Consider the following 18,234-nt stretch of genomic DNA (forward strand, 5'->3'; position numbering starts at 1 on the left):
GTTTTTTAATGTCATTTTTTTCAAATAAGCTTCAAACACCAATTAATGCTGTTGATCTTCTGATTAGTATAAATTCTTTTATACTCATTTATATTACTTTTTTTACTACTAACATTCCTTTTGACCCAAGCAATTATGCTGATACATTTGGAGCAGAAACGACTAACATAAAAAATCAGGTTGTTTTTTTATTTCTTTTTTTTTCATCGTTAATTATCTTATTCAAAAGATATGATAGAATCTTTTCTTTTATAAGATCTGAGAAATATCTTGGTTTATTTGTTTTAATATGTTTATTAAGCGCTGTATGGTCAGATTATCCTTTTTTATCATTTAAAAGATCTTTTCAATTATTTGTTATGTTTCTAATAGTCGTAGAAGCATTAGTCAATATTGATCCAAAAATACTATTGAAACAGGTTAAGGTAGTTGTATCATTATATTTATTTTTTAATTTGTATGCATGCCGGTTTATTCCAGCAGCTATTGATCCTGTATTTGGAACCTGGAGAGGAATGGAGGTTCAGAAAAACTGGCTTGCTCAAAACAGTCTCTATTGTCTCTTATCTTCAATTGTAATTTTTAATTTTGATAAAACAAGATACTCAAGACTATACGATTCCGTCCTTATTTTAATTTCTGTTTTAATGATTTATAAAGCTCATAGTTCAACAAACTTGATCATTGTAATTATTATAATATTTATGGGTGTTGTTTTTCAGATTGAGTCGATTTTCAATAATTTAGGGATTGGAAGATCAATTTTGGGTTTAGTGTTTTTATTTATCCTGACCTTCAGCGGAATATTTATTATTTTTTCTTCTGAGATTTTTGGATTAATTCCAGGATATTTTGGCAAGGATACAACTCTATCAGGTAGAAGTGATATTTGGAAATTTGTATGGGATGATATAGAAAAGCGATTCTTGTTTGGATATGGTTTTGCAACTTATTGGATAATGGGTTCTTCAAGATTAGAAATATTTGCCGATTATTTTGAAGGCTTTGTTGTGAACTCAGCACACAACGGTTATCTTGAAATCATAGTTCAATTAGGTTTCTTTGGTTTTATATTTTTTTTGTTTCCCATCGGTGCATATATTTATCGGATGTTCAGATTAAATAGTAATATTGCCATATTGATATTTATTTCAATAATGACACTAAATTATACTGAATCAGTTTTATTTAAAGTCGGTTTAGGAATTACAACTTTCTACTTTATGGCTACATATGTTGCACTTTCAGTTTTTTATTTTAACCCAGAACAGGTTAATCATAATGAGAATAATTCTCCTTAAATTTTTGAGTACTACACTAACTGGTAATTGAAGATTTTTGTTTTGTTTAGAAAAACAAGATTAAAATACAGATTTATAATTTATTATATCTTAAAACAATTTAGCAAAATGGCTTGATATTTGTTATTGTATATTTCTGAAGGAATTCATGCTTGAATAGAGGAATTGTGATAAGAAAATAAATTACAACAATCAATTTATTTCCTTTTGTGTATATCCAAAGTTGTTAAATTCTAAATAAAGAAAGCATGCAAAACCAAATCAGCAAAAGTACGGTTAAAACTAAATAGTTGATTTTTTTAACTCGATCTTGCAATTCTAATTAAGTATAACAAGTGAACAATTAAAATCATATTGTGTCCCCTGTATGAGGTAAATTTATTCTTATATATTTAGTAACCGATATGAAAGTAGAGAAAATATTTGTCTAAATTAAATTTTATTAATTATAGCTGAGTAAGATTGAAAATTTGTTACACTAAGTATTACTGTTACTGTTAAAAATAATAACTTTATGGATAAAAGTTTTAAAAGTGATTTTATTAAAGGTTCAGCAGCAGCTTCCATGGGAACTGTTGTGGCCATGGCTTTTCAGTTCCTGAGCATTGTCATTATTACAAGGTACGTAACAAAAGAGGAATTTGGAATTTATGTGCTGATAATTGCGATCTCTTCATTCCTTGATACTGTCAGCGGACTGGCGCTAGAGCAAAGTCTGGTGAAATTCATTTCGAGTGCCGACAACCTTGAGAGAAGATCGACATTTATTCCGATACTAATAATAAGAATAATAATAATAATTACTGCCGTTATTCTTCTGTTTATATTTGGCAAATCTTTAATGCCTTTATTCGATTTTACAGCAATAGAGTTCTTAGATGTAATTATCATTTTGTTTGTATTGTCAAGCTTAAGGGGATTATTTTATAATTTATTACAAGGGATGAACCTCTTTAAGAAATATGCATCAGTACAAACTATAACTTCTATTATAAGAGTAGCGATTTTACTTATTTTAGCATATTACCATAATTTAACTCTTAAAAATGTTTTAATAGTCGAAATAGCAGCGATTACGTTTACTGTATTGTTACAGATGGTTTTAGTTCCTTATAAAGAAATTTTTCATTGGAATCTGAATCTCAAAAAAATTAAAAAGATTCTCAATTTCAGTTTCCCTCTTTACTTCTCAGGTATATCATATTTTATACAAACCCAGGTAAATGTTTTTATAATCAGCGCGTATTTAAACCCTATTAGTATTGCTAATTACGATATCGCAGGCAAAATTCCTCAAGCAAGTGCAAAAGGTTTTCAATCATTTATTATCGTATTTTTTCCAAATCTTTCGAGACTGTTGTCATTGGGTGAACGCGATTCTGCAATGAAATTAATAAATAAATCGCTTCTGACATTTTCGATTTTAATAAACCTGCTGTTATTGATTTCTTTTCTTTTTAATAAAGAGATAATTCTTTTACTCTTTTCTAGCGTGTATTTAGATTCTGCAATGGCTTTTTCTTTAATGATGGTTGCTTTCTATTTGACTTCAATGTCTAATATAATGGGATATTCACTGGTTTCAGCAGGACTTCCATCTCTGACTTTAAAAGTTAATATTGCTGCCGGAGCGATTAATTTAATAGGAGCATTCGTGATGGTTCCGCTTTGGGGATTTATGGGAGCAGTATACTCAATTCTATTGACCGGTCTTTCTTCACTACTGTTTCATTATTTTTATTTGACCAGGTACGATATGCAGATAGATTTAATTAGTTTTATCAAACCTTCAACGATAACCATTACAGCATTACTTTTCTATTATCTATTTATTCCTAATAACTTAATATTAAAAATCATTCTTTTTATTGTTTATTTGATCGCTATTTACTTCGTGTTGCCAGAAGCAAAAGAGATATTTAACCAGATTACAAAGTATTTGTTTAAGTCTAAATCGGAAGATAAAGGAGAGAGAATTTGGTAATGGATTACATATAATATTTTTCATTGATGGATTAACATTCAATAATTTCAGTTTCGTTTTAAATTATAAATTAAAAGTGAGATAGTTTCATGAGTTTGAATAAAATTAAAGTATTAATGATAGATTCCTGGGTAGGGGAAGGAAACGAATATGCCCTTTACATTTGCAAGGAATTGAAAAAAACTGGTCTTGATATAAGTCTTATCGTACCCGAGGATAACAGGGATAAGGGAACTTATGATTTTCCTTTTCTTCCTCTCTGTCCAACAAAAGCAAAAGATGTAAATAAGATTGATAAAACCTTCAGATATTTCAAATATCTGTTGAATATTATTAAGCTAATACGAAAAGAAAAATATGATGTTGTTCATTTTCAGTTCTTTCGCAGAAGAAGAATTGAAAGTTTATTCTTTGTACTACTCAAATTGTGGGGGATAAATCTTGCTTATACGGTACACGATATTTCACCTTTGGATGAGAGCAAACTCGATCATCTTTTTAATCTAATAGTTTATAAGATATCTGATATTCTATTCGTGCATTCCAATTCAAATAAAAAGACTCTTGCCCAGCAAACAAAGCTTAATGAGGAAAAAATAAAAGTAATGCCTCATGGTGATTTTGACAATTATATTCCGGATAAAATTTTAACAAAATCTGAAGCAAGAAATATTTTTGGCTTGTCCCAGCAGCAAAATGTTATTTTATTTTTTGGAGCAATTAAGGAATATAAAGGATTAGACATTTTATCCAATTCAATTACTTTGGCGTCCAAGAAAATCAAAAACCTGGCATTAATAATTGCTGGTGAGGCTGGTGATGAAGAGACGAGGAATATTGTTATTAAATGCAAAGAAATATTATCACAGTTATCGAAAGAAGTTCAAGTTGTTTTTCATGATAAGTTTATTCCGGTAGCTGAAGTTGCAAATTATTTTATTGCATCTGATGTTGTAGTTTTACCCTATAGAAGAGTTACACATAGTGGAATCCCGCATCTGGCTTTTACTTTTGGAAGACCTATCATTACCTCAAATGTGGGAGATTTTGAAGAAATTATTGATGAAGGCAGGAGTGGTTTTGTGTTACCTTCTAATACTCCGGAAAATTTATCTGAAAAGATAATCCAAATTTTTTCTGATGAATCTAAACTTGAAGAGATGAGAAACTATGTGAAGAATATCTGTGCTAAAAAATATACCTGGAAGGATAGTGCAGAATCATTGATTCCGGTTTATGAGAAAATGACTAAACATAGGTGAAATATTGCTTGTAATGTTAATAAATTCCTTTTATAGTTTTGCTATTTATTCTTCAAAACAATACAATAATTAATTTCTTTTTCCTACATCTTTAATGATAATTGTATAAAATGATCATAAGATTTATTAAAATTTTTATTAGTGTTCTTTATCTTTGTTTTAAGAAAGTTTTACTTTTTGTGTTTAAGACATCCAGCAATCAACATTGTGTTGTGCTGTATTATCACTCTGTATTGGAAAGTGAAAAAGAAAGATTTCTTAGACAGTTAAATTATCTTTCAAGTAAATATTGCTTCGTTTCATTAAATTCTTTTAATTCAATTAATTCAAAGAAAAATCTAATTTCGATTACATTTGATGATGGATTATCCAGCATTTTACTAAACGCATTACCCGAATTAATAAAAAGAAGAATCCCGACAACAATATTTGTTCCTGCTGCCAGGATCGGTGATTACCCAAAGTGGGAACAAAAACGACAGGAAATTTACCATAACGACAGAATCTTAAACTGTGATGAAATAAAGGAGCTTGCAGATCAAGGGATAGAAATTGGGTCACATACTTTACATCATACAGATTTAAGAAATGTAACCTCAGAAGCTGCACGAGAGGAGTTTAATCTATCAAAATCGCTCCTCGAAAAAATCACTGGGAAGGACGTTGTTTCGTTTAGCTTCCCTTATGGTAGTTTTAATGATGAGTTGATAAATCAAGCTTTGGATTGCGGTTATGGTTTTGTTTATACAACGGAACCAGAAATGATTTCTTTGCCCACAAAAAGGAAAGTATTTGGAAGAGTTGGCGTTAACCCGGACGACTCACGTTTGGAATTTAGACTTAAAGCTGCTGGAGCATTTTCCTGGCTGCCAACAGTCAGCAGATGGAAAGCAAAGGTAAAGAAATTTCTATCCTTTCAGTCTTGAATCTTAAAATAAAAACGATTATAACTATAAAACTTTTTCGCATAAAATGATTTTAATAAAAGAAATAAACGACAAAGCATTTTGGCATGCATCTCTGAGGGAATTTGAAGATGCAAACATATATCAAACCTGGAATTTTGCTTCAATAGTTCAAAATGAAAAGAGAGTAAAACATCTTGCTCTTTACTTAAATCAAAATCTGATTAGTTTAGTAACAGTACGCATCAGGACAGTTCCATTCTTAAATCGTGGCATAGCTTACATTTTAAATGGGCCGGTATGGCAGAAAAGAAATCAAGAAATCAACATTCAGATTTTAGCAGATATTTTTGTTGCGTTGAGAGAAGAGTTTGTGGTGAAACAGCAACTTGTATTAAGGATACAACCATTCATTTTTTCTGACATGGTTCCAAATTTAGATTTTGTCGAAAACCTTGGATTTAATCGTTTGAAGAAAATCAGAAGATACCAGACATTAGTTTTATATCTTGACAAAGAATTTGATGAAATAAGAAAAAATCTCAAGCAAAAATGGAGAAACTGTCTGAATCAGTCAGAAAGGAATGATCTGGAAATAGAAGAAGGAAATAACCAGCAGCTATATAATATCTTTCTTGGGATTTACGATCAAATGATAGCACGAAAGAAATTCAAAGAATACATTGATCCTTATAAAATGGGAGAAGCTAATGAGGCATTGGATGATGAATACAAGAAGATAATATTTATCGCATATAAAGATAAATTACCAGTTGCTGGTATAGTAGGCAGCATCATTGGAAATACTGGAATTTATTTACTTGGAGCATCAAATGAAGTTGGTATGAAGACTAAGGCTTCGTATTTACTGCAGTGGGAAATGATAAAATGGTTAAAGCAAAAGGGATGTCAAAGATATGATCTAGGAGGTATTAATAAAGACGATAATCCCGGGGGATATCATTTTAAATCCGGGATTACTGATCAGGAAGTACTAGGTATGGGCACTTTTGAATCATACAATAACAGGTTATCCAAGAATATTACTAGTATCGGAGAGTTTATTAAAAGATAAATTAATTATAGAGTCTTTTAAATATTTTGCGTAACTGAGAATTAGTGTTAAAGGATATTTTTTAATCCCCCATTTAAAAGAATTGATAAATGAGATTATGAGCAATAAGAGCTGTTTCCTCTGTTGGTGCTGAGCGGCTGTTGCCTGTGTTCTTCAGATGGGTGAGTATTTTTCATAACCTGGGTGCTCGGTTAGTTCTGTTACAAGTATCCCTTTAATCGAAGTTCTGATGATCGAAAAGAAGGACCTTCCTGTTCTCATCAAGTCTTGATATGTTTTGGTTTTTTTCCGATCTGCTGTAAGTTGCTCGATCAATACAAGTGTTAGTTCCATATTGTATGTCTCTTTACTGACTACCGAAAGGAAATTTGATTAACGGTTAAGAGTAATTCGTTCTTAAAATAAAAAAGTCTTATAAGATTTTTACCAAGTTAGGGCTGTTCTGCGGAGTTTATCCCGATGACAATCGGGGCTTTACAGCACTTTGCGAATCACTTGCTTTAGCCATTTATACAGAATCATTTACACTCCCGATTGATTTGGAAGAATGGAATTAGTAGGTGTGTTTCATAGTTCAGCTCACACATTCAAAGAAATTTTTAATTGTCTCGTAGTAATTCTCATTTCTCAAAAAATAATTTGATTGATGACAATATTTTAATAATTTGCATATTTTGATGGTATGATTATTGAAAATTTATTTTTATAATTCAAAGAAAAATTTATATAATTGATGAGATTATTTAACCTCTCTATTTCCGAAAACTGGTGATATAATTAAACTCTGTAGAATATACAGGCATTTTAAGGAAGTTAATTTGACAAAATTTTTATTATTAACATTTGTATTTATTCTTTCCTCATTTAGTGGATTTTCACAATGGTATTTGCAGAATCCATATCCTACGGGCAATTCATTTAACGCTGTTAAACTTGTCTCTGCTGATATTGGCTGGGCTGTCGGTAATGCAGGTATGATCCTCAAAACTAGCGATGGCGGTACTACCTGGGAATCGCAAGCAAGCCAAACACAATTTGAGCTTACAGATGTAAGCTTTATTAATGCAAACACTGGATGGATTATCGGTGCAAATGGTTTAATTATGAAGACTACAAACGGTGGAATAAATTGGACTTCACAAGATAGTGAAGTGTCAAATTATCTGCATAGCATATGTTTTGCCGATGCAAATCATGGTACTGTTGTTGGCCGTGAGGGAATAATTCTTAGAACTACTAACGGAGGTAATACCTGGGCTCAAGCATCAAGCCCCACAACTGATGAATTGATTGGAGTTTCTTTTTCAGATACAAGCAACGGTATTGCCGTAGGTAAAGACGGAACTTTAATAAGAACCACAAATGGTGGAACGACCTGGGATTCTGTGTCAAGCGGAACAACACACACATTAACTAGTGTCTTCCTCACAAATAAAGATACAGGCATAGCTGTTGGCTGGGCATCAACTATTCTTCGAACAACTAACGGTGGTACAAGCTGGACTAAGGATTCACTCTCAATCGGTGCATATTTTGAAGATGTTTACTTTACAGATGCGAATCATGGTGTTGCCGTTGGCTGGGGTGGTGTTATAGTTAGAACCACCAATGGTGGCACAAGCTGGGAAGAACCTCCGCATTTAACAAAAACATTAGCCGGTGTCTGCTTTACCAATTCAAATGTTGGAATTGCTGTTGGACTTTACGGTTCAGTTATGAAAACTACAGACGGCGGTGCTACCTGGAACGCAAAATCAAGCGGTGCGCAGGCGAATCTTTATAGTGTATTCTTTACTTCTAAAGATACAGGAACTGCTGTTGGTAATGCTGGAAGAGTTCTTTATACTACAGACGGCGGAACAAGCTGGGAAATACAACTTCCGCCAGTGGAAAATTTACGGGGCGTTTGTTTTTCAAAGCAAAACAAAAGTAACGGTATTATTGTGGGTAACGATGGAAAAATCCTCAAAACTACAAACAGGGGTGCAAGCTGGAATGTACAAACTAACGGAATAGACAATCTGAATTGTGGTTTTTTTGCTGATGCAAATACCGTAATAGTTGTTGGTGAAAGTGGAACAATTCTAAAAACTACTGATACCGGCTCAACCTGGAATTCAATAACAAGCGGAACTACAAAACATTTAATGAGTGTCTTTTTTACAAATGCAAATACTGGCTTTGCAGTTGGCGATACAGGAATAGTTCTAAAAACTACTGATAGCGGAACAACCTGGAATTCAATAACAAGCGGAACAACAAATAATTTAACTAGTATTTTCTTTTCAGATGAAAATAACGGAACTATTGTCGGCTACAGTGGAGTTATCCTTAGAACTACTAATGGCGGAACAAACTGGATTACACAAACAAGCGGAATATCAAAAGAATTGAGTGGCGTTTTCTTTACAGATACAAATAATGGAATTGTTGTCGGTGAATCTGGTACAGTTCTTAGAACGACAGACTCCGGTACAACCTGGGCAATAGAAGAAACTAATACCACTAACTTTTTATTCGGCGTCTTTTTTACTGATGCAAATACCGGAACTATAGTCGGTGAAGGAGGTATAATTTTGAGGACAACAGCTCCGCAGAATTTTATTACAGCTAATTTAAAAGTGTATTTGGAAGGACCTTATACCGGCAGCGCTATGACCACAATACTTAACGCAAATGATCTCATACCGGTAAATTCACAGGCTGCATATGATACGGCAGCTTACGGTTATAGCGCAAGTTTAGTTGATAGCATTCCTAATTCCAATATTGTTGATTGGGTACTTGTTGAATTACGAACTGGAACTGCTTCAAATTCTAAAGTTGGAATGTGTGCAGCTTTCATTAAAAGTGATGGAACAATAGTGGACATTGATGGATCAAGTCCCGTTACATTTTCAGATTTAAGCACTGGAAATTATTATGTTGTTGTTAGACACCGGAACCATTTAGCTATAATGACTGCAGCAGCTATTCCGCTAAGCAGCAGTTCTGTTTTATATGATTTTACAACATCGCAATCACAAGCTTATACGACTGGCGTTAATCCTATGGTTTCATTATCAGGTGGTGGTTTTGGAATGATTGCTGGAGATGCTAATAGAGATGGCAGTAATAATGCTATAGATTTAAATACTTATTGGATACCGCAGAACGGTACTGCTTATGATTATCAGACCAAAACCGCAGATTTTAATCTTGATGCAACAATAAATGCTACAGATCTGAACTTATATTGGATTCCTGAAAACGGAAAGGCGACACAGGTTCCAAATTGATATCATTATTATTGAATGCAAAAGAAAAATTAATCAAATTAGATTAAAGGTAAGAAAAATGAAAAAAATAAACATATTGACGATATTATTTGTCCTGTTACTTACACCCGAAATTTTATTATCACAAACATATGATTTACAATTCATAGAGGAATTAAACAACGGTAGTAATTTTAATGTAAAGGTTCAGATAAGAGCAAGCAGTACTTTTAAATTAGCGGCCTCTAGTATAACATTTAATTTTAATTCTGCTGGATTAAGTACTCCTACACTATTAACAGCGTATAATTTTAGTGGGGTTAATGCAGGTCCGCCACTGACAATTTATAATAATATGACGGTTACCCAACCTTTATCAGGAGTTGCTTCTATAAACATTGTTTACTTACAGCCCAATGATGCATACGCTGCCACAGTAGGGACCGGGTGGATGGATGTAGCTTCAATAGGTTTTACAATAACGAATAGCAATTTGATATCCAACTTGAATTTTAGAAGTGCAAACCCATCGCCTACAGCAGTGTATAGTATAAATGGTACAACAATTACGTTACTCGGCGCTGGAACATGGTCTCCTCTAGACTCTCCCCTTCCCGTCGAACTTTCTACTTTTACAGCAAAATATAAAAACAATTCTGAAGTAGATTTAAATTGGATTACAAAAACTGAAGTTAACAACTACGGCTTCAATATCGAGAGAAAAATTAATGATGGCGAATGGAATACTCTTGGTTTTGTTGAAGGAAACGGAAACTCAAACTCACCAAAGAATTATAGCTTTACAGACAATGAGCTGTTTGCAGGTGGCAGCAAGTTCCAGTACAGATTAAAACAAATTGATACAGATGGTAAATATGAGTACTCAGATATAGTCGAAGTAGAAATACTGCCAGCAAAGTTTGAGCTTTCGCAGAATTACCCGAACCCATTTAACCCGAGCACAACAATAAGATTCTCGCTTCCAAAAGAAACACAGTTAAAAATTAATGTTTATAATATGCTTGGTGAATTGGTGCAAACACTTGCTGAAGGAACTTACGAAGCCGGTTACCATAAAGTAACACTTAATGCTTCCAATATGCCGAGCGGAATTTATTTTTACAGAATTGAAAGCAGTGAATTTTCTCAGGTGAGAAAAATGATCCTTATAAAATAATTTTTTAATGAATATAACTCCAACTGTTAAAGAAGATTCCTATCGCTGATTTTAACAGTGCAGAAGTAAAACCTTTTAAACTATTTTTAATCTGACCCGATTTTAACAAAAGAATTTATGCTTATAGTGTTTTCGGATCACAAGGAGATGGAATGAAGCGTAAAATAGCTTTATTAATAATACTTTTTTTTCTAGGCATCGGTAATTCAAATGCACAGACCGGACCTGTTGTTTCCTTTACCTACGATGATGGATATCCTTCCTGGTGGGATCTTGGATTTCCATTGTTTCAGCAGTACGGATTTCCCGCAGTTGTTTATGTAAATGCAGTACATTGGTGGACTCAAGGAGCAGGATATGATGCTATCAACCACTTATTAGCTTTTCAAAAAGCCGGGTGGGAGATTAGCAGTCATACTTGGGATCATAGCGGAGTTACAGATTCCAGTGTAAGTAAAATGAAATATTGGCTGGACTCTCTGGGATTTCCCAATTCAGGATTTGCAGCACCGGGACACGCCTGGGATCATGCTAAGATTAATATTGTAAAAAAATATCATCCATATTATTGTGGTCATGGATCGCAAGATGGTGGAAATACTTTTCCTGTTGATCTGTACTCTATGAAACGGTTTGGATTGGATAGTGGAGTACCGATACAAGATGTAAGAGATGCTTTGGATGATGCAGTGACGAATAACAAGTGGGTAATATTTTTAGGACATGTAATTGGAAATGATGGTGGCTGGGAACAACCATCAGCACTCTTAGAAGCAACATTTAATGAGGTAATAGCACGTGGGATCCCGGTAAAGACGGTAAGAGAAGTAATAGATGACCTGTTTCCTCCTGGTTGTGTAATTGAGTGCTCGAGAGATTCAATGCAGTTTCCCTTACTTACATCTATTGAACAACAAGTATCGGGCGATACAATGCCGTCTTTAAACACTTCCAACTGGAATGAATACTGGCACAAAACTTCCTGGACAGGACCTCGCTTTATGGGGTCGCCTGTTGTTTACTGCCACACTTCAAATGATACTTTACCTGTTATGAAGTTTTACCGTGATGTTCCAAATGGTGAATACGAGGTTAGAGCTACAATTATTGAGAGAGAGCCTGATAAAACATTTAGGGTGTATTATTCATTTGATTCCTCAAATGTGTCGCAATATAGTGTTGAAGTAACTAAAAATAGTGATGTTTCTTTAGGTACTGTTAATGTTACCAACGGCAAGTTTGCACTATATACTCAAAAAGCCGAAGCGGTTTCAGGTGGTGATGGATATGTAGGATGGGCATTTATAAAGTTGATTACTCAGTCGTATGTTAATGTAAAGGTATTTCTTCAGGGCAGTTATGCTGGAGATGGATCAATGACAACAACATTGAATTCAGCAGGAATGTTACCATTTCATCACCCATACAATGATACTCTGGAAATCTGGAATTACCCCGGCAGCGAAAGAGTATATAATATGCCTGCAGATATAGTTGATTGGGTTCTTGTAGAACTAAGAACTGGTACAGCGGCAAATACAACTGTAGGACGACGAGCAGCTTTACTAAAAAGTAACGGCAGTATTGTTGACCTGGATGGATCAAGCCAGCTAAAATTTAATCGAATAGTTCCAGGAAGTTACTATATAGTTATCAGGCACAGAAATCATCTGCCAATAATGAGCGCTAATCCGGTTAATCTGAGTTTTACAAATAGTACACTCTATGATTTTACAACATCGCAATCACAGGCATATGGAAATGAGCCAATGGCTGATCTTGGCGGAAATGTTTTTGGAATGATTGCCGGTGATGCAAGTGGTGATGGTAGTAATAATGCCACAGATCTAAACACATATTGGATACCACAGAACGGTACTTTATATGATTATCAGACTAAAACAGCAGATTTTAACCTTGATGCAACAGTAAATGCTACTGATTTGAATGCTTACTGGATCCCAGAAAATGGAAAAGCTACACAGGTACCTGATTGAATATTTATTTTAATTTAAAATTTTTACAATTTACTTGGTGAATTGATAGATACACTCACGGAAAGAACTTACGAATCGGATTACCTAAAATAACGTTCTCCGCCAAAGGCGGATCCACCGCCGGCAGAAATGCTTCTTCCCTTTCAAGTGGTACATATATATACAGAATAGAAAGTAGTGAGTTTGTTAAGGTTAAGAAAATGATTCTTCTTCGATAAACCTGCAGCAATTAAGCGTTATAGAAGAAATAGGATAAAATTTAATTCTGATTATTAGAACCTCACAAAGAGTGAGGTTTTTTATTTAGTTCAAATGTTTAAAGACTATTTGACTATGCCTGAAATTGATACCCTTTCTTCAAATGATAACATCAAAGATCAAATTTCCATTTATAATTAAATATTTTTATGGAATGATGATTGTCTGAACCCTTCCTAAACTTAAGATCATTTACTGATTGATTCTATTCAACATTTAATTTTCAGAGTTTTTGATAAATTACTTTTAATGCTTGCATATTTTCGAATCTACCAAAGAGGATTACATGAAAAAGTCATTACTATTTATTTTTCTATTAATTGTTTGCTTCGTTAATGCCTACCCACAATGGACTAACCAAAATCCTGTACCGGACAATAATGACCTCTGGTCTACATTTTTTATTGACGACACAGGCTGGATAGTTGGTTCAGAAGGACTTATAAAAAAAACTACAAACGCTGGTAATGATTGGATTAAGCAAAACAGTGGTACAACAGCTCTGCTTAAGGCAGTAAATTTTGTAAATGAAAAAATTGGTTGGGTGATTGGAGCATCTGGCCTTATTATTAAAACGACAAATGGTGGAATAGATTGGATAACTCAAAAAAGCGGAACCACAGAAACACTAAATTCGTTTGATGTTTTAGATAGTAATACTTTACTTGTTGCGGGTTGTGGTGGAATAATATTAAAAACAACTAATGGTGGCGCATCCTGGATTACTTCGGGCAGTGGTACATCCAAAAATCTTTATTCAGTAAGTTTTGTAAACTCAACAACAGGATGGGCAGTTGGAGGTCTAACAGATAATGAACCACCAACAATAATTAAAACCACTGATGGAGGAATTAACTGGACTCAACAATTTGCGGGTTCTGATATGATTCTTTATTCTGTGGATTTTGTCGATGAGTATAATGGTTTTGCAGTAGGTTCCTGGGGATCTGTTATTAAAACTACAGATGGTGGAAATTCCTGGAACCAGTATTCTGAATTAATATTTAATTCCGGGAAAAGAAATTTTAATATTTCGACAGAATGGATGCCTGATGATTACTTGCCCGGATATTTTAATGTTTTCTTTAAAGATGCAAATACTGGTTGGATAGTTGGGAACCCCAATGGTTATGACTCTAAAATTTTCGAAACCAAAGATGCCGGGATAACCTGGGAGAGAAAATATCGGGCTTGGGAACAAAAACCGTTTTTATCAATGTTTATTAAAGAAGATGGAACAGGATGGGCGGTAGGTGCAGGAGGAGTGATTGCTTTAAAGGAAGAAAATGACTCTGATTGGTCACTACTTTTCAGTGGGTATAGAGATCAGATCCATTCGATTCATTTTGTTGATGAAAACATAGGCTGGGCAGCGGGATACCGTATTGAAGGTAATTCGCCTCATGCAGCTGTCGTATTAAAAACAACTAACGGTGGAAAAATCTGGAAGAGTCAACTGGTAGATTATTCTAATCTATGTATGGTTGATGTTCATTTTTTAAATGAGTCAATCGGGTGGGCATTAGAAGGAAAATATATTCTAAAAACTACAGACGGCGGAGAGACTTGGGCTGAAAAATTTAACTTTGGTAACCCTACATCATCTGTGTTTTTTATAAACCAGGATACTGGTTGGGTTACTAAAGATGATTATAATGCTGGGATTTATAAATCAACAAGCGGTGGTAATACCTGGGTACAAAAGAGTTCGATTAGCTCTACAAGTTTATACTTCTCAGATATAAATAACGGTTGGGCTGTTGGTAAAAGTGGTAGTATATTAAAATCAACGGATGGTGGAGAAACCTGGATAGCCAAAGCAAGTGGAACTTCTAATGATTTGAACTGCGTGAAATTCTTTAACTCGAACTTAGGAGTATGCGTCGGGGATGCTGGAACAGTTTTGTTTTCGACAGATTATGGCGAAACCTGGTTTTCACGAAATGTTGGTACCTTGGAAGCATTAACATCTGTTAGTATAACAAATTTGAATACAATCTGGATTGCTGGTTCTAATAATACGATACTTAAAACAACAGACTTAGGCAGCAACTGGATTTATTATGATATGTTGACGGAAAATGATTTATATACAGTATTTTTTCTCAATGAAGATACAGGTTGGATTGGTGGTGGAAATGGAACAATATTCAATTATCAAACCTATGTTGTGCCAGTTGAACTAATCTCTTTTAATGGATATATCACGAACAATACAGTACAACTTAATTGGCGAACAGCAACAGAGGCGAACAACCATGGATTTGATGTTGAGAGAAGAGTAAATGAATACGAATGGAATACAATTGGTTTTGTAGAAGGAAGCGGTAATTCAACCTCACCGAAAGAATATAGCTTTACAGATAGTGAATTATTTGTTAGAGGAAAAAAAATACAATACAGACTAAAGCAAATCGATAACGACGGCTCATTTGAATATTCAGATATAGTAGAAGTGGAAATCGTGCCTGTCAAATTTGAGCTGTCACAAAATTATCCCAATCCTTTTAACCCAAGCACAACAATAACATTTTCACTTCCAAAGGAAACGCAGCTAAAAATTAATATTTACAATGCACTCGGTGAATTTGTAGAAACACTTGCTGCAGGAACTTATGATGCAGGTTACCATAAAATAACGTTCGATGCTTCTTCCCTTTCAAGCGGAGTCTATTTCTATAGTCTTATGAGTGCTGATTTTGTTCAGGTTAAGAAAATGATTCTCCTTCGATAAACCTGCAGCAATTAAGCGTTATAGAAGAAATAAGATAAAATTTAAAACTGATTATTAGAACCTCACAAAAAGTGAGGTTTTTTATTTTAAAAAATTGAAACATCCTGAAACAGGTTGATAGAAAATAAGTTGGTGAAGTATAAAAGCATTTTTATTTCTATACAAAAACCACTCCTGCATACTTCCGTTTACAAAGAAATTCCATCCCGAAAAACAATCATAAATTGCAGGACCAAAAATAGAATTATTCTGAATAATTTAATCATTACAGTTTTTGTTATATTGTATTCAGATTTGCATATGTTTGCGCATCTGCATTACTAAGCCTCATATTATACTGACAATAAACATATACATTTTTTAAGGAGAAATAATGAAATCACTTCCAAGCTTAACATGTCTTTCACTACTATTAATACTATTACTAATTCAATGCACTCCAGACTCATATTCGTCAAATTACTATGTTGATAAAAATGCCATTGGTCGAAACAATGGCACGTCCTGGGCAAATGCCTGGAAAACTTTTTCTGATATCGAGTGGGATTTGATACAACCGGGAGATACAATTTATATTTCCGGAGGTAAAGACTCTGTAATCTACTATGAAACATTAACGCCTAAATGCAGAGGTACTGAACAAGAAAGAATCACCATCATAGCAGGCAAATATGCGCCTAAACCCACAGGACATTCCGGGAGGGTTATAATAGACGGTCAAGCAGAAACCCGACACGAAAGTATATTGTTCGATGATTATGATGGAACCTCACCTGCTTACGTTACAGTAAAAGGATTTGAATGCCGTCAAGCCACCGCCGGAGTAAATTTTAATATTGACTCTGCTCCTGGAGTTTGTAAAGGTAATATTCTTGATTCTCTTAATATTTATGATTGGTACGATTTAGCTGGCGTACTTTGCTTAGGTAACGCAGATAGTACAATAATACAAAATTGCAGGATTGTTACTTTTGTATATAAAGGAAATCAAACCGATTGTTTTCATTTTAATGGAGATGGAGCTTTATATCCCAGACGTACAATAATACGAAATAACTTTATTGCAAATCGTAATCAAGATCCAAAGGCTCACAATGATGGAATACAAAGTGTACAAGCAGATGGATTCATTATTTATAATAATATTATTATTAACGATTCCGTTTACAGCCCAGAAGGCGGAGGATTGCCATTTATATTAGGAAGTATTGATTATAATTATGATAAGCCAATCCAGCAACGAAATCCGGTAATTTTATATAATAATTTCTGTTATATGGGTGGAGTTTGGTATCCGAATGCAAATATGGGATATACTATGTGGACTCGTTATTACAGTGACCAAGCTCATCAACCACTTACGTATATCATTAATAATACAATTGTTACTAATGGTCCAAGAATGGCAGGGGTTGGTCAGGAATATAAGATCGATTTGTTTATAAATAATATTAATGCAATGTATTGTTTACCCGATGGAATGTATGGAAAGGATTGGAGAAGCAGTAATACTCATGGTTGGCATACTAATTTTTCATCAAGAAGTGCTTGGCGTATGGAAATGCCAATGGATAGTATTAGAAATAACTTGTTCTGGAAGGAGGATAACATGCAAAATTTATTTTCAGGTGGATATATATATAGTACAGCTGGAACTGGTGAAATATCAAATTGGACAGAATGGCGAATTCTGGGAGGAACAGGAATAAATGCTGATCCTTTATTTGTAAAACATTTTGGTCATGAATCAAATCAATTAGATTTAAATGGAGAGTTAAAACCTAATTCCCCGGCTATTAATAAGGGAGAAGATATTCAGCCTTATCTGGATTATTTTCATAAAACCTGGGGAATTCTTCTTCCAAATGAAGGTATTAATGGTATTCAAAGAGACAATACTCCTACTATTGGAGCTTATGAATATAAGTGAAAAGAAACATCAATTAATAATAATTACTGAGGACAGTTCAGAACTGATTTGAATAAATTTGGGTAGTCATGGTTTACAACATCAAAAAACTAATAACTGTAATAAACCTGACTACCGGTCTCTGGCAGGTTAAAGTGCATCCTCAGATAAATTTTCTAAAAAACTGAACGAATAAGTTCCCTATCAATTCTCCTGATTTTTCAGAAGTTTCTAAATAAAAAATTAAGCAAATCGCTTTTTTACTTATAAATCTTTAAGTATTTTTATTATTAAAGAAAGAAAGATTATCTTCAAATTACACTTTCCGTACATCTTCCCTTTCGTAAAAAAAAAGTTCATTGTCAAAAAACATTA

The 18,234-nt window shown here is 33.8% G+C and carries 11 protein-coding genes; 10 read left to right on the forward strand and 1 reads right to left on the reverse strand.

Annotated elements, in window-relative coordinates; all coding sequences use genetic code 11:
* Positions 1–8: 8 nt before the first annotated feature.
* The 5 genes from ROY99_00610 to ROY99_00630 all read left to right on the forward strand — a co-directional run bounded on the left by ROY99_00610 (position 9) and on the right by ROY99_00630 (position 6,527).
* Positions 9–1,301, forward strand: coding sequence for an O-antigen ligase family protein (locus tag ROY99_00610; protein ID MDT3694857.1), 1,293 nt, complete (start codon positions 9–11; stop codon positions 1,299–1,301).
* Positions 1,302–1,815: 514 nt separating this feature from the next.
* Positions 1,816–3,285, forward strand: a complete 1,470-nt coding sequence (locus ROY99_00615) for an oligosaccharide flippase family protein (GenBank protein MDT3694858.1) — start codon at positions 1,816–1,818, stop codon at positions 3,283–3,285.
* Between the two features lie 89 nt (positions 3,286–3,374).
* Entirely contained in the window at positions 3,375–4,547 is a 1,173-nt protein-coding gene (locus ROY99_00620) for a glycosyltransferase (GenBank protein ID MDT3694859.1), read from the forward strand.
* A gap of 110 nt (positions 4,548–4,657) precedes the next feature.
* Positions 4,658–5,473 (forward strand): polysaccharide deacetylase family protein, encoded by an 816-nt coding sequence (locus tag ROY99_00625; protein ID MDT3694860.1) that lies wholly within the window; start codon positions 4,658–4,660, stop codon positions 5,471–5,473.
* Positions 5,474–5,519: 46 nt separating this feature from the next.
* On the forward strand, positions 5,520–6,527 hold the full coding sequence (locus ROY99_00630; GenBank protein MDT3694861.1) for a peptidoglycan bridge formation glycyltransferase FemA/FemB family protein: 1,008 nt from the start codon (positions 5,520–5,522) through the stop codon (positions 6,525–6,527).
* Between the two features lie 153 nt (positions 6,528–6,680).
* Here ROY99_00630 and ROY99_00635 read toward each other — a convergent pair whose 3' ends face one another.
* On the reverse strand, positions 6,681–6,860 hold the full coding sequence (locus ROY99_00635; protein MDT3694862.1) for a hypothetical protein: 180 nt from the start codon (positions 6,858–6,860) through the stop codon (positions 6,681–6,683).
* A gap of 485 nt (positions 6,861–7,345) precedes the next feature.
* Here ROY99_00635 and ROY99_00640 point away from each other — a divergent pair, with 485 nt between their 5' ends.
* The 5 genes from ROY99_00640 to ROY99_00660 all read left to right on the forward strand — a co-directional run bounded on the left by ROY99_00640 (position 7,346) and on the right by ROY99_00660 (position 17,880).
* The gene (locus tag ROY99_00640; protein ID MDT3694863.1) at positions 7,346–9,805 is read left to right on the forward strand and encodes a YCF48-related protein; all 2,460 of its coding nucleotides are present in this window, start codon (positions 7,346–7,348) and stop codon (positions 9,803–9,805) included.
* A gap of 58 nt (positions 9,806–9,863) precedes the next feature.
* Positions 9,864–10,961, forward strand: coding sequence for a T9SS type A sorting domain-containing protein (locus ROY99_00645; protein ID MDT3694864.1), 1,098 nt, complete (start codon positions 9,864–9,866; stop codon positions 10,959–10,961).
* A 152-nt stretch (positions 10,962–11,113) separates the two neighbouring features.
* Positions 11,114–12,958, forward strand: coding sequence for a polysaccharide deacetylase family protein (locus ROY99_00650; GenBank protein MDT3694865.1), 1,845 nt, complete (start codon positions 11,114–11,116; stop codon positions 12,956–12,958).
* A gap of 544 nt (positions 12,959–13,502) precedes the next feature.
* Complete coding sequence (locus ROY99_00655) at positions 13,503–15,950, forward strand: YCF48-related protein (GenBank protein MDT3694866.1); 2,448 nt, start codon at positions 13,503–13,505, stop codon at positions 15,948–15,950.
* A gap of 373 nt (positions 15,951–16,323) precedes the next feature.
* Positions 16,324–17,880 (forward strand): hypothetical protein, encoded by a 1,557-nt coding sequence (locus tag ROY99_00660; protein ID MDT3694867.1) that lies wholly within the window; start codon positions 16,324–16,326, stop codon positions 17,878–17,880.
* The last annotated feature ends 354 nt before the right edge of the window (positions 17,881–18,234 follow it).

It is taken from the genome of Ignavibacterium sp. (assembly GCA_032027145.1).
Lineage (GTDB): Bacteria > Bacteroidota > Ignavibacteria > Ignavibacteriales > Ignavibacteriaceae > IGN3.

Coding starts and splice junctions, on each gene's coding strand:
- ROY99_00635 (MDT3694862.1), bottom strand. CDS start 6,860: ATGGAACTAACACTTGTATTGATCGAGCAACTTACAGCAGATCGGAAA.
- ROY99_00620 (MDT3694859.1), top strand. CDS start 3,375: ATGAGTTTGAATAAAATTAAAGTATTAATGATAGATTCCTGGGTAGGG.
- ROY99_00615 (MDT3694858.1), top strand. CDS start 1,816: ATGGATAAAAGTTTTAAAAGTGATTTTATTAAAGGTTCAGCAGCAGCT.
- ROY99_00660 (MDT3694867.1), top strand. CDS start 16,324: ATGAAATCACTTCCAAGCTTAACATGTCTTTCACTACTATTAATACTA.
- ROY99_00650 (MDT3694865.1), top strand. CDS start 11,114: ATGAAGCGTAAAATAGCTTTATTAATAATACTTTTTTTTCTAGGCATC.
- ROY99_00610 (MDT3694857.1), top strand. CDS start 9: ATGTCATTTTTTTCAAATAAGCTTCAAACACCAATTAATGCTGTTGAT.
- ROY99_00645 (MDT3694864.1), top strand. CDS start 9,864: ATGAAAAAAATAAACATATTGACGATATTATTTGTCCTGTTACTTACA.
- ROY99_00625 (MDT3694860.1), top strand. CDS start 4,658: ATGATCATAAGATTTATTAAAATTTTTATTAGTGTTCTTTATCTTTGT.
- ROY99_00655 (MDT3694866.1), top strand. CDS start 13,503: ATGAAAAAGTCATTACTATTTATTTTTCTATTAATTGTTTGCTTCGTT.
- ROY99_00630 (MDT3694861.1), top strand. CDS start 5,520: ATGATTTTAATAAAAGAAATAAACGACAAAGCATTTTGGCATGCATCT.